General features: G+C 73.3%; 10 protein-coding genes. 5 read left to right on the plus strand and 5 right to left on the minus strand.

Features of this window, described 5'->3' with window-relative positions:
• Nucleotides 1–87 precede the first annotated feature (87 nt).
• The 3 genes from I59_RS06585 (at nucleotide 88) to I59_RS06595 (ending at nucleotide 3483) form a co-directional block, all read left to right on the plus strand.
• Nucleotides 88–930, plus strand: a complete 843-nt coding sequence (locus I59_RS06585; protein ID WP_022903187.1) for an alpha/beta fold hydrolase — start codon at nucleotides 88–90, stop codon at nucleotides 928–930.
• A gap of 46 nt (nucleotides 931–976) precedes the next feature.
• The gene (locus I59_RS06590; protein ID WP_022903188.1) at nucleotides 977–1849 is read left to right on the plus strand and encodes a hypothetical protein; all 873 of its coding nucleotides are present in this window, start codon (nucleotides 977–979) and stop codon (nucleotides 1847–1849) included.
• 158 nt (nucleotides 1850–2007) lie between these two features.
• Nucleotides 2008–3483 carry an APC family permease gene (locus I59_RS06595; protein ID WP_022903189.1) on the plus strand — a complete coding sequence of 492 codons (1476 nt, stop codon included), beginning with the start codon at nucleotides 2008–2010 and terminating at the stop codon, nucleotides 3481–3483.
• Between the two features lie 109 nt (nucleotides 3484–3592).
• Here I59_RS06595 and I59_RS06600 read toward each other — a convergent pair whose 3' ends face one another.
• On the minus strand, nucleotides 3593–4444 hold the full coding sequence (locus I59_RS06600) for a LysE/ArgO family amino acid transporter (RefSeq protein ID WP_022903190.1): 852 nt from the start codon (nucleotides 4442–4444) through the stop codon (nucleotides 3593–3595).
• A gap of 68 nt (nucleotides 4445–4512) precedes the next feature.
• On the opposite strand from I59_RS06600, the gene I59_RS06605 reads away from it, so the two are divergent.
• The gene (locus I59_RS06605; RefSeq protein ID WP_022834174.1) at nucleotides 4513–5433 is read left to right on the plus strand and encodes a LysR family transcriptional regulator ArgP; all 921 of its coding nucleotides are present in this window, start codon (nucleotides 4513–4515) and stop codon (nucleotides 5431–5433) included.
• A 357-nt stretch (nucleotides 5434–5790) separates the two neighbouring features.
• Here I59_RS06605 and I59_RS06610 read toward each other — a convergent pair whose 3' ends face one another.
• The 4 genes from I59_RS06610 to I59_RS06625 all read right to left on the minus strand — a co-directional run bounded on the left by I59_RS06610 (nucleotide 5791) and on the right by I59_RS06625 (nucleotide 12581).
• Complete coding sequence (locus tag I59_RS06610) at nucleotides 5791–6570, minus strand: DNA-formamidopyrimidine glycosylase family protein (RefSeq protein ID WP_031273170.1); 780 nt, start codon at nucleotides 6568–6570, stop codon at nucleotides 5791–5793.
• Nucleotides 6563–11332: an ATP-dependent helicase gene (locus tag I59_RS06615; RefSeq protein WP_022903191.1), complete on the minus strand. Its 4770-nt coding sequence runs from the start codon at nucleotides 11330–11332 to the stop codon at nucleotides 6563–6565. Before I59_RS06615 ends, I59_RS06610 begins: the two co-directional genes overlap by 8 nt.
• Nucleotides 11333–11423: 91 nt before the next feature.
• Nucleotides 11424–11861 (minus strand): hypothetical protein, encoded by a 438-nt coding sequence (locus I59_RS06620; RefSeq protein ID WP_022903192.1) that lies wholly within the window; start codon nucleotides 11859–11861, stop codon nucleotides 11424–11426.
• Between the two features lie 33 nt (nucleotides 11862–11894).
• Nucleotides 11895–12581: a hypothetical protein gene (locus I59_RS06625; protein WP_022903193.1), complete on the minus strand. Its 687-nt coding sequence runs from the start codon at nucleotides 12579–12581 to the stop codon at nucleotides 11895–11897.
• Between the two features lie 218 nt (nucleotides 12582–12799).
• On the opposite strand from I59_RS06625, the gene I59_RS06630 reads away from it, so the two are divergent.
• Entirely contained in the window at nucleotides 12800–13435 is a 636-nt protein-coding gene (locus I59_RS06630; protein ID WP_148286116.1) for a PadR family transcriptional regulator, read from the plus strand.
• Nucleotides 13436–13462: the final 27 nt, after the last annotated feature.

Raw genomic sequence — 13462 nt, forward strand, 5'->3', positions numbered from 1 at the left:
CCGGCCTGCCATGCTCGCAGGACACCTCCCGCACGGTCCGTCCCGAGGACCCGGCGAACCGCCGTCGCACGACCTCTCGAGGACCACATGCACCCTCCCGTCCCGCCCCGGACCGTCGACCGGACCGTCGTGTCCGCGGACGGCACCGCGCTCGCGGTGACGGAGACCGGCAGCGGGCCGGCGCTCGTCGTCGTGGGCGGCGCGTTCGACCACCGCGGGACCCCGTACCTCGAGCGGCTCGTCGCAGCGCTCGCCGACTCCTACCGCGTGGTCACCTACGACCGGCGGGGGCGCGGTGCGTCGGGCGACACCGCGCCGTGGGCGATCGAGCGCGAGGTCGACGACCTCCGCGCGGTCGCCGGGTCGGTGCCCGGTCCGGTGACGGCGTACGGCAACTGCGTCGGCGCAGGGGTGGTCCTCCACGGCCTGGCCGCGGGGGTGCCGATCAGCCGCGCGGTGCTCTTCGAGCCGCCGTTCCGGGCGAGCGTCGAACACCACGTCGACGACGTCGTGTTCGCGGACCTGCTCGACGAGCACGTCGCGGCGGGACGCCGGTCCCAGACGGTGCGGGCGTTCCTCGCGCACGTCCTCGGCGTGCCGATGGGTCAGGTCGCCCTGCTCCGGCTCCGACCGGGGGTGTGGTCGGCCCTGCTCGGTGACGCTCACGTGCTGCCGCGCGACGTCCGCGTCCTGAACGGGCTCGCCATCCCGGAGCGCATCGCCGCCTCGGTGGGGGTCCCGGTGCTCGTCGCGTCCGGCGATCGCGGTCCGGACTTCATGCGTGAGGCCGCTCGGGCGCTGGCGGAGGCCGTCCCGGGGGCCGTGCACCTCGAGCTGCCGGGGCAGTGGCACCGTCCGGAGCCCACCGTGGTGCGGCGGACGATCGACCGGTTCGTGGGCGCCGCACGGCCGGGGGCGCCCGGGCGGTGACCGTGCCCCGTCCTCCGGGGCGCTGCACTCCTGCGAAGATGGTCCCGTGACCGCACCCCGTCTCGGACTCCTGCTCGACGTCGACGGCCCGATCGCCAGTCCGGTGACCCGGACGATCGCGATCCCGAGCATCGTCCACGACCTCGTCGCCCTCGCGGCGGAGGGCATCCCGATCGTCTTCAACACCGGCCGCAGCGACGCGTTCATCCGCTCCGAGGTCGTGGCGCCGCTCCTCGCCGGTGGGCTGGCCGAGGGTGGCCGCGTGCACGCCGTGTGCGAGAAGGGCGCGGTCTGGTGCTCGATCGGACCGCAGTACGAGGGCGGCATGGGCGAGCTCACCGTCGCCGAGGACCTCGCACTGCCCCGCGACTACGCCGACGAGATGCGGGAGCTGGTGCGCGCCGAGTACGCGGACCTGGTGTTCTTCGACGAGACGAAGCGCGCGATGGTCTCGATCGAGCAGCGGGTGGAGGTGCCGAACGCCACGTACCTCGAGCGGCAGCCGGAGTTCGACGCGAAGGCCATGGGAGCGCTCGTGCGCCGGGGACTCGGGGTCCGCCGGCTCGACGACGTCCGACCGGCAGCGGACGGCAGCGTCGCGTGGCGCATCGACCCGACGATCATCTCCACCGACGTCGAGTCGGACCGGAGCGGCAAGGACCTCGGGGCCGAGCGGTCGCTCGAGCTCCTCGCGGCCGACGGGGAACTGCCGGTCGCGTGGCGGACGATGGGCGATTCCCGCAGCGACTACGCGATGGCGGACTGGCTGCACGCGAACGGCCACGACGTCGCCCACGTCGACGTCCGGCCGGCCGACGGGGTCCCGGCGACGTCCTACCCGGTGCTCACCGCTCCTGAGGGCGTCATCCACGACGAGGCGGGCGCACGCTTCCTGCGGGACTGGACCCGCGCGGCCTGACGCGAGCCACCGCCGGGCGGCACCTGCCCCACGGAGGCGAGCCGAGCCTCCCGGCCGTTCCGTGGTGGAAGGACCGTCCGCGCGGACGCTTTGCGTGTCGGGGTGGTACACCAGTACCCTCACGGGGTCCGCCGCCAGCCGATGACGGGATCCACCCCATGGCAACACCGCTCCGTGTCAAGTCGATCGAGGCCTCCCTCGCCGACTCCGAAGAGCAGGGCCGCTCGCTCAAGCGGTCCCTCAAGACGTTCGACATCGCCGCGATGGGGATCGCGGTCGCGGTCGGCGCCGGCATCTTCTCCGTCGGCGCGAACGCCGCCGCGAACTTCGCCGGGCCGAGCGTCATCGTGTCGTTCGTCCTCGCGGCCGTCACGTGCGGCCTCGCGATCATGTGCTATGCCGAGTTCGCGTCCACGATCCCCGTCGCCGGCTCCGCGTACACCTTCACCTACGCGACCATGGGCGAGCTGCTCGCCTGGATCGTCGGCTGGGACCTGATCCTCGAGACCCTGACGGCCAGCGCCGTGATCGCGAAGTACTGGGGCATCTACCTCAGCACCGCGTTCGGGGTGTTCGGCGTGGACCTGCCCTCCACGATCCAGCTCGGCCCGATCGGCTTCACGTGGGGCCCGGTCCTCATCGTCGGCGTCTTCACGGTGCTGCTCGCGTTCGGGACGCGGCTGTCGTCCCGGGTGTCCGCGGTGATCACCGTCATCAAGGTCGCGATCGTCGTCTTCGTGATCGTCGCCGGCGCGTTCTTCGTCAAGGCCGCCAACTTCACGCCCTTCGTGCCGCCGGCCGAGGCGTCCAAGGGTGCCGAGGGCGGCGTGCTGACGCAGTCGCTCGTGTCCTTCGTCACCGGGCAGGCCCCGGCCCAGTACGGCGTCTTCGGGTTGCTCGCGGCCGCGTCGCTGGTGTTCTTCGCCTTCATCGGCTTCGACGTCGTCGCGACGAGCGCCGAGGAGACCGAGAACCCGCAGAAGACCCTGCCCCGCGGCATCTTCATCGGTCTCGGCATCGTGACGCTGCTCTACGTCGGCGTCAGCATCGTCATCACCGGCATGGTGTCCTACCAGCGGCTCGCGCAGGAGGACGCGCCCTCCCTGGCGTCCGCGTTCGACATCGTCGGGCTGCCCTGGGCGGCCGGCATCATCGCCATCGGGTCGCTCATCGGGCTGACCACCGTCGTCATGGTCCTGCTGCTCGGCCTGTCGCGCATCGTGTTCTCGATGAGCCGTGACGGTCTGCTGCCGCGCTGGTTCTCGCAGACGAACCCGAAGACGCAGACCCCGGTGCGGGTGCAGGTCGTGGCGGGGATCGTCGTGGCCTTCATCGCCGGGTTCACCGCGGTCGACAAGCTCGAGGGCATGATCAACATCGGCACGCTGTCCGCGTTCGTGCTCGTGTCGATCGGCATCGTCGTGCTGCGCCGGTCGCGGCCGGATGCTCCGCGGGCCTTCCGGGTGCCGTGGTCGCCGGTGCTGCCGATCCTCTCCGCGGCGTTGTGCTTCTGGCTGATGCTCAACCTCGAGGTCGAGACCTGGATCCGCTTCGTGATCTGGCTCGCGATCGGCTTCGCCGTCTACTTCGGCTACAGCCGTCGGCACAGCCGGGTGGGTCAGGCGCTGCGGTAGCGCGCTCGGCGCGTCCTGCGGGACGCGTCCGCAGAACGAAAGTCGGCTCGAACCAGCGGAACCCGTGGTTCGAGCCGACTTCGGTCGTGCGGCCGCAGGCCGCACCGTGTCACGCGCCGACGACGAGCGCGATCCCGAAGCCGAGCATCACGACCGCCACGAGGCCGTCGAACACCCGCCAGGTGAGCGGCTTCGCGAAGAGCGGCCGGAGCAGCCGTCCGCCGAAGCCGACCGCGGCGAACCACACGCAGCTCGCGAGGACAGCTCCGACCGTCCACGGCCACCGTTCGACCGGTCCCTGCTGGTTCGCCACGGAGCCGAGGAAGACCAGCGTGTCGAGGTACACGTGCGGGTTCGCCCACGTGAAGACGAGCATGGTGGCCACCGCGGCGCGCGCGGTCACCGCCCGGCCTGGAGGCGCGGCACGCCCCGTCCGCGCTGCCCCCGTCGTCGACGTGGTCGGGTCGAGTGCTGCCGTCGCGCGGCCGACCGTGGTCGCCTTCGTCGCGGTGGGCGCGGCGACGGGCGCGGCGGTGGCGACGGGCGCGGCGGGCTGTGCTTCGCGCCCCGCGGCGGACACCGCGCCCCGGTCCGGCAGGGCGCGATGTCCGACGAGGGGCGCGGTCCCCTCGGCCGGGTCCGCCGCGTCCTCGAGCCGGAGCGCCTGCCCCACGGGACGGAGTGCCCGCCGCGCCGCGAGCACACCGTACGCCACGAGGAACGCCGCGCCGACGAAGCGCACCACCACGAGCGCCACCGGGAACCGCTCCACGACGGCACCCACCCCGAGCACGCCTGCGACGATGAGGACGGCGTCGGATGCGGCACAGACCACCACCGCAGCAGCGACCACGCGGAGGCCGGCGGACACCGCGAGTCGCAGCAGGTAGGTGTTCTGCACACCGATGGCGACGATGAGGGCGAGGCCGGTGCCGAGACCGGAGAGGAGCGGGACGATCACCCTCCGACGCTAGGCGTCGAACTGCCTGAAGCCCAGTTCACGTTCCTGCACCACCGTAAGCTGTGCTGATGATCCGCCTCCAGCGTGAGCACCTCGAGACCCTCCTCGCCGCGGTCGACCACGGCACGCTCGACGCTGCGGCCCGGGCGCTCGCCGTCACCCCCTCCGCGGTGTCCCAGCGGATCAAGGCGATGGAGCAGCAGGTGGGCCGGGTGCTCCTGCGCCGGACGACCCCGGTCACGCCCACCGCCGCGGGGGAGATCGTCCTCCGGCACGCACGGCAGGCGCGACTGCTCGATGACGAGACGGCCCGGGCGCTCGACGGCGAGACCGGGACCGTCCCGTCGATCCCCCTCGCGGTGAACGCGGACTCCCTCGGCACCTGGTTCCTCGACGCGCTCGCCCTCGTGCGCGCCGAGACCGAGGTCGTCTTCGACCTGCACCGCGAAGACCAGGACCGCACTGCGGAGCTGCTCCGCGCCGGCACCGTGATGGCCGCCGTGACGGCCGAGGCCGACCCCGTCCAGGGGTGCTCGTCCGTCGCCCTCGGCGTCGACCGCTACCGGGCGGTCGCGGCCCCGTCGTTCGTCGACCGGTACCTCGCGGACATCGACCCGACGACGGCGAGCGAGCGACGCGTGCTCGACCGGTTGGACCGCGTGCCCCTCGTCGACTACGACCGTGCCGACGACCTGCAGCAGGGGTACCTCCGACGGGTCCTCGGGCACGCACCCCGCGGGCCACGGCACTTCGTCCCGACCTCGGCGGACTTCGCCCGGGCCGTGGGGCTCGGGTTCGGGTGGGGCCTCCTCCCCGAGGCGCAGTGCACCGACCCGCTCGACCGCGGCGAGCTCGTCGAACTCGTGCCCGGACGGAGGGCGGACGTCGCGCTGTGGTGGCAGCGGTGGAACCTGGCGTCGCCGATGCTCGAGCGCGTCACCGAAGCCGTCCGGGCGACGGCCGCGGAGCACCTGCACCCGCCACGGTGACCCGGACCGCGCAAGACGGACCGACCTGAGGGACCTGCGACCGGACCCGACGCAGCGGCGAGGTCATGCTGAACCGAACCACGACCGTGGCTGCGTCCCCGGGGGCAGCCGTCATCGCCGTCCTCCTGGTCGGGTGCGCCGACGCCGACGTCCGACCCCACCTCCGCGTGCTTCGACGGTCCGCTCTGGCCCGTCAACCGTGCAGCGCGGGACGCGGGACGCGGGACGCGGGACGCGGGCTCGGACGAGGAGCGTGGTGCGTCGCCGATGCCGACCGCGTTCGCGGACGACCCCGGCGCGGCGCGCTCGGTCGAGCAGCGTGTTGTGATCGCGGCGGACCGCTGACCGGATCGGTCGTCAGCTCTGGCAGCGGGGGCACCAGTAGGTGTCCCGGAGCGTGAGCTCGGACTCGCCGAGCTCGCCCCGGCGGATCGGCGTTCCGCAGCGCAGACAGGGCTTGCCGGCGCGTCCGTAGACCCACAGTCGGCGACCCGGGCGGTCCACACCGGTCGTCACCCGCGCGTTGCGGTCACGGTTCGCCGCGATGAGTCGGCTCGCGAGGGCGATCACCCGTGCCGGGTCGGCGACCTGCCCGACCGGACGGGTCGGCAGCACGCCGCGGAGGAAGCAGAGTTCGGCGCGGTAGACGTTGCCGAGCCCCGCGAGCACACGTTGGTCGAGCAGGGCGAGCCCGATCGGCCGCTCCGGGTCCCGCGTGAGGTTCGCGAGCGCGAGGTCCGCGTCCCAGTCGGACCCGAGGAGGTCGGGGCCGAGGTACCCGACGATCTCCGGCTCCTGCTCCCGGGGGACCACCTCGAGGATGCCGAGCGTGAAGCCCACCGTCGAGACGTCGGCGGCGTCGAGCACGACACGGGCCTGGTGCGCGGGCCGCCGCCACCGCTCCCCGGGGGCGTAGACGTCCCAACGGCCCTCCATCTTCAGGTGCGAGTGCACGGTCAGGTCGCCGATCCGGTGCAGCAGGTGCTTGCCGCGGGGGACGACCTCGTCGACCGTGCGGCCCACGAGGTCGAGCGTCGCGAACGCCGGTACGCGGAAGTCGCTGCGGGTGAGCTCCTTGCCGGCGAGTGCGGCGTGCAGCCGGTGGGCGGCCCGGTAGACGGTGTCGCCCTCAGGCACGGAGTCGCACCCCCTGCGGTGTGGCGGTGAACCCGGCGTCACGGAGCGCCTGGCCGAGCGGGGCCTCCAGCACGAAGGCGCCGTCGACCCGTTCGACCGACAGCTTGCCGAGGCCCCGGCGCACCGTCGACGCGATCGACACGGCAGCGGCGGCGAGGTCACCCGGGTCGTCGCTGAAGGTCAGGACCGACTTCCCGCCGCGTTCGACGTAGACGGTGAGCGCGCCGTCGACGAGGACCACGAGCGCACCCGCCTTGCGCCCTGGACGGTGTCCGCGCCCCGACTGCTTGTCCGGCACCCCGGCCCCGGACGGGGGAACGGTGCCGGCCCCGGACGCGGGATCGGTGCCGACCCCGGCACTCGTCACCGCGGCGCTGTCCGTGCCGGCGCCCGACGCGTCGGTCGGCCACGGCAACGCCGCCCCGTACGGGTTCGCGGGGTCGGTGGCGGCGAGGGTGATCGCCTGCCGGTCACGCTCCGGGTCGGCACGCTCGTCGTCGTCGAGGTCGCGCGCGAACGTCCGGAGCCGGTCCACCGTCGGGCCCGTCGCGAACTGTGCGGCGCCGAGGCCCTCGACGAAGTAGCCGCGACGTGCTCGGCCGGACTCCTCGAAGCGGGCGAGCACGCGGTAGACCCCGGCGAACCCGCCCCGGACGCCCTCGACCTGCACGGCACCGCGGGTCACGACCCCGTAGCGTTCGAGCAGTTGCTCGGCGGTCGCGGCGGCGCGGACGGTGGCGTCGGACTGTGCGAGGGGCAGGATCGACCAGCGACCGCCGACCGTCGGTGGTCCGGACTGGCTCGGCAGGGTGGGCCGGCGACGCCCGCGGTAGGCGCGGGTCCGCGGCGTGCTCGTGCTCTTCGCCTTGCCGGCGAGCACGGACCGGAGCGGCGCGAGGGTGTCGTTCGTGATCTGCCCCGCCCACACGAGGTCCCAGAGCGCGGTGCCGAGGGCCTTGTCGTCGGTGCTGCCGACGGCCTGTGCGAGCTGCCGGAAGAAGTACGCGCCGCCGCCGGCGAGGGCTCCGAGCACGTCGCGCTGCAGCTCGGTCGTCTCGCCCCCGTCCGGCTCCGCCAGGGTGGTGTCCGCCGTCTCGGCGAGGTGGAACCGCACCCAGCCGTCGTTCCCCGGCAGGGTCCCGCCGCCGGACCACAGGACCTCACCGGTGGCCGTCAGCTCGTCCAGCATCGACGGGGTGTAGTCGGTCACGCGCGAGGGCAGGACGAGCGACTCCCACGCACTGGCGGGCAGTGCGACCCCGGCGAGCTGGTCGAGGACCTGCAGCACGCCGTCGATGCCACGCAGACCGCCGCGGGCGCCGGGAGTGTGGACGTGCTGCCACGCGGGCAGGAAGCGGGCGAGGGTGTCGGGCGACACCGGCTCGACCTCGTGCCGGAGCGCGGCGAGCGATTTCGTGCGGATGCGGCGGAGCACCTCGGCGTCGCACCACTCCGCGCCCTGTCGGTCCGGGCGGAACTCGCCCTCGACCACGCGGCGGTCGGCGGCGAGTCGGCGGAGGGTGTCCTGGACGACGGCGACCCCGAGGCCCAGGCGTGCTGCGGCCTCGTGCGCGGAGAACGGCCCGTGTGACCGTGCGTACCGGCCGACGAGGTCGCCGAGGGGGTCGGCGACGGGCTCGACGAACGCGGTCGGCACACCGATGGGCAGGGGGACCCCGAGGGCGTCGCGCAACCGCGAGGCGTCCTCGATGACGGCCCACCGCGTCTGGCCGGCCTGGGAGAACGACAGCACCCGACGATCGCGCTCGAGCGTCTGCAAGGCAGCGGCGACCGGCGCGGTGTCGCGGTCGTCGGCGACCCAGCTGCGGGCCGTGAGCTCGTCGAGGTCGAGCGCGCCGACGAGCCGCAGGACGTCCACGAGCCCCTCGGCGTCACGGGCCCGGCGGTCGGGGGAGAGCCGCTGGAGGTCCTGCTCGACGGACGCGATGACGGCCGGGTCGAGCAGTTCACGGAGCTCGGCGCGTCCGAGCAGCTCGCCCAGGAGCGTCGAGTCGAGTGAGAGCGCCGCCGCTCGCCGCTCGGCCAGCGGGGAGTCGCCCTCGTACATGAACGCGGCGACGTAGCCGAACAGCAGCGTCCGGGCGAACGGCGACGGCTGCTCGGTCTCCGTCTCGACGAGCTTGATCCGTCGCCCGGCGATGTCGTCCGCGATCCCGAGCAGCGCCGGCACGTCGTAGACGTCCTGCAGCACCTCGCGCACGGTCTCGAGCACGATCGGGAACGTCGGGTACTTCTGCGCGACCTCGAGCAGCTGGGACGCCCGCTGGCGCTGCTGCCAGAGCGGCGACCGCTGCCCGGGGTTCCGCCGGGGCAGGAGCAGCGCCCGCGCCGCACACTCCCGGAACCGGGCGGCGAAGAGCGCGGAGCCGCCGACCTCGTCGGTCACGAGGACCTCGAGCTCGTCGCGGTCGAAGACGAACAGGTCGGCTCCGGGGGGCTCCGCGTCGGTCTCCGGGATGCGCACCACGATGCCGTCGTCGGCCGCCATGGCGTCGCCGTCGATGCCGTGCCGCTCCCGCAGCCGGGCCCCGACCGCGAGGGCCCACGGCGCGTGCACCTGCATGCCGTACGGCGAGTGCATGATCATGCGCCAGTCGCCGAGCTCGTCGCGGAACCGTTCGACCACGAGGGTCGTGTCGTTCGGCACGTACCCGGTCGCCGCGCGCTGGTCGCGGAGGAAGGTGAGCAGGTTCGTCACGGCCCGCTCGTCGAGGCCTCCGGCGGACACCCGGGCCCGCGCGGCGTCGTCGGAGGCGCCCTCGACCTCGCGGACGAACGCGCCGGTCGCGGCACCGAGCTCCGCGGGTCGGCCGAGTCCGTCGCCCTTCCAGAACGGCACCCGTCCGGGCTGCCCGAACGCCGGGCTCACGAGGACGCGGTCGTGCGTGATCTCCTCGATCCGCCAGCTCGTCGCCCCGAGCGCGAAGACGTCGCCGACGCGGGACTCGTAGACCATCTCCTCGTCGAGCTCGCCGACACGCGAGGCCCGTTCACCGACCATGAACACGCCGAACATGCCGCGGTCGGGGATGGTGCCACCGCTCGTCACCGCGAGGCGCTGCGCCCCCGGGCGTCCGGTGAGGGTGCCGTGCACGCGGTCCCACACCAGCCGGGGCCGGAGCTCGGCGAACTCGTCGCTGGGGTAGCGACCCGTCACGAGGTCGAGCGTGGCCTCGAACGCGGAGCGCGGCAGGCCGCTGAACGGCGCGCTGCGGCGGACGAGTTCGAACCAGTGCTCGACGTCGACGGTGTCCACGGCACCGGCCGCGACGGTGTGCTGCGCCAGGACGTCGAGCGGGTTCGCCGGCACGCTGATCGACTCGATCTCGCCGGCGACCATGCGCTCGACCGTGACGGCGCTGTTGACGAGGTCCGCGCGGTGCTTCGGGAACAGCACGCCCCGCGAGATCTCCCCGACCTGGTGCCCGGCGCGCCCGACCCGCTGCAGGCCGCTGGCCACCGAGGGCGGGGCCTCGACCTGCACGACGAGGTCGACCTCGCCCATGTCGATGCCGAGCTCGAGGGAGCTCGTCGCGACCACGCAGCGGAGTCGTCCGGACTTCAGGTCGTCCTCGATGATGGCGCGCTGGTCCTTCGACACCGAGCCGTGGTGGGCCCGCGCGAGCACCGGGACGCTGGCGTCGGAACCGCCCCCGCCGGTCTGCCCGGACGCGCCGATGACGTCGGCCGGCGGTCGCTTCGGCTGGGCGACGGGGGCGTGGGCGGACGCACGGCCCGGTGACTGCGTGACCGGCACCGGACCGGTGGCTGCGCCGACGCCGGCGGCCACGGGCTCACCCGCACCCGACGCGGCGAGCACCCGCTCCTCGTGGATCTCGTTCAACCGCGCGGTCAGCCGTTCGGCCAGCCGCCGCGAGTTCGCGAACACGATGGTCGAGCGGTGCTCCTCGATCAGGTCGACGACGCGCTCCTCGACGTGCGGCCAGATCGACCCGTTCGTCGGGGACTCGGTGGCGTCCGCACCGACCGGCGGGGCACCGAGCTCGGTCATGTCGTCCACGGGAACCACGACCCGCAGGTCGAAGGTCTTCTGCGCGGGCGGCGCGATGATCGTCACCGGAGCACGGCCGCCGAGGAACCGTGCGACCTCTTCCGGGGGCCGGACGGTCGCGGACAGGCCGATGCGCTGGACGGGCTTCTCGAGCAGGTCGTCCAGTCGCTCGAGGGACACCGCGAGGTGCGCGCCGCGCTTCGTCGAGGCGACCGCGTGGACCTCGTCCACGATGACCGTGTCGACGTTGACCAGGGTCTCGCGCGCGCTCGAGGTCAGCATCAGGTAGAGCGACTCGGGCGTGGTGATGAGGATGTCCGGCGGCTGCCGCAGGAGTCGTTGCCGGTCCGACGACGGGGTGTCGCCGCTCCGGACCCCCACGGTGACGTCCGGCGGTTCGAGTCCGAGACGACGGGCGGTCTGGGTGATGCCCACGAGCGGGCTCCGGAGGTTGCGCTCCACGTCGACGCCGAGGGCCTTGAGCGGCGACACGTAGAGGACCCGGGTCCGTTGCTTGGCCGGGGGACGGTCGGTCGCGCTGATGAGCCGGTCGATCGACCAGAGGAAGGACGCCAGGGTCTTGCCGGACCCGGTCGGGGCGATCACGAGCGCGTGCTGTCCCGTCGAGACGGCGTCCCACGCTCCGGCCTGCGCGGCGGTCGGGGCGGGGAACGCGCCACGGAACCACTCCGCGGTCGCGGGGGAGAAGCGCTCGAAGACGTCCGTCATGGTCCGTCCCATCCTGCCCGCGGCCACCGACAACGGGCCGAGGGACGAGCGGGGCGCCGCACCGGTGGCGCGACGCCCCGCTCGGGACCGATCAGAACGGGAGGACGAACCCGTGGTACTCGTACGAGGCGACTGCCGAACGCTCGCCGTCGACGATCTGTACGGCCGTGATGGTCCGGTCACCGCCACCGAACTGGCGGCCGGGGAGGTCACTGCCCCAGTACCCTGCCGTCGGCGTGCCCGTTCCGCCTGCGTGCACGGTGACGGTCTGCCCGCGGTACGAGACCTCGATGATCGCACCCGGCTGCGCCGTCCCGACGACCAGCGCGGGCGCGCTCGCGCTGTCGGAGACGAGGACGTGGTCGATCGACGGTGCCGTGCCGTGAGGCACGGCAGTGGTCGGTGCGGCGTGCACCGTCGCGGGAGCCGCGATCGCGGGAGCGGCGGTCGCAGGAGCGGCGGCCCCGATGCCCGTGACCGCGACACCGATGGCGAGGGCGGTCGAGGCGATGGTCGTGGTGATGGTCATGGTTCGTTCGTCTCTTTCTTCGTCCGGCGGCCGTCAGGAAGGGATCGCGAAGGTCGTCCGCGACGAACCCGAGGCGTGGTCCTGGTACGCGACGTTGCCAGCGGGCCAGCTGCCCTCACCCGGTGCGGTCGCGATCGTGATGGTGGTGCTCCAGCGGCCGTCGTCGCCCACGACCGCCACGCCCTGCGACCAGCCGGCCGAGCGGACGTAGACCACGGCGCCCGGGGTCGCCGTCCCGGAGAGCCGGGCAGAGGAAGCTCCGGTCCGCTCGACGCCCGAGACGACGAGGGCGCGGAGCGCTGCCTCGGCGTGCGTCGGCTGCGGGTAGACGCCGGTCAGGTCGAACGTCGTCTGCGCCCAGCGTCCGTCGGGCGCCACGACGAAGGCCGAGTTGCCAGCGAGGTTGCCGCTCAGCACGCTCCTCGTGGTGTAGGACCAGTTGCCCCGACCGTCGGACCGGACCTGCTCGTTGAGGACGTTCGCGCCGACGATCGAGAGGTACACGTCGCTGTTCGGCGTCGCCGTCCCGCGGATCGTGACGCGGGTCTCGGGGAGGAACGCTTCGGGCGTCGTCACCGTGATGACCGGAGCGGCCGCTGTGGTCGCGGTCGCGCTGACCGGGTGCGCGGCCGGAGCGGCGGACGCGACAGCCGGAGCGGCCAGCACTCCTCCCGTGACGAGAACACCGGTGACCACGCCGCCGAGGATCTGCTTCTGCATGTTTCTTGCCTTCCTTCACGCGCCATGTGACGCAGAGAGCCGTTCGTGCACCGCGGTCGGACCGCTTCGCAATCCAGGTCATTCCCAGGTGGACATGATGCGCGCGATGCGTCAGCGATGTATCGTTACTACATCGCGATATGACGAAGGCAGATCGGTCGGACCGCATCGCGAGCCGACTCAGCACGACGGAAGGACACATCATGCGCTTCGACGACATGAACCCCCAGCAGCACCAGCACCCGCGCGGCCCCCGGTTCGGCGGCCCGCGGCACCACCACCACGGCGCCGGCTTCCCCGGCCGCGACCGTGGCGACCACCAGCGCGGCGGCTTCGGTCCCGGCCGCGGCTTCGGACCCGGGTTCGGCCCGGGCTTCGGTCCCGGCTTCGGCGGCGGCCCGGGCTTCGGCGGGCGGGAGCGTCGCCGTCGCGGCGACGTCCGCCTCGCGATCCTCGGCCTCCTCGCCGAGGGGCCGCAGAACGGCTACGCCGTGATCAAGACGATCGCCGAGCGCACCGGCGGCGCGTGGAAGCCGAGCCCCGGCTCGGTGTACCCGACGCTCCAGCAGCTCGTCGACGAGGACCTCGTCGTCTCGACGGGCGACGGCCGGAAGACGCTCTTCGAGCTCACCGACACCGGCCGGGCGGAGGCCGAGGCGAAGGCGGACGAGATCGCGGCCGCGTTCGAGGCGCCCGGCATGCCGGACGCGCAGCGCGCGTTCGTCGAGTCGCTCCGGAAGACCATGGGCGTCCTGCACATGTACCGGACGACCGCGACGGACGAGCAGATCGCCGCGGCGACCGACAGGGTCGACCAGCTCCGCAAGGACCTCCTGCAGATCCTCGCGGACTGACCGCGTGACCCGGTGACGGACGGGAGG

The sequence above is a fragment of the Curtobacterium sp. B8 genome (genome assembly GCF_000333315.1).
GTDB classification, from domain to species: domain Bacteria; phylum Actinomycetota; class Actinomycetes; order Actinomycetales; family Microbacteriaceae; genus Curtobacterium; species Curtobacterium luteum.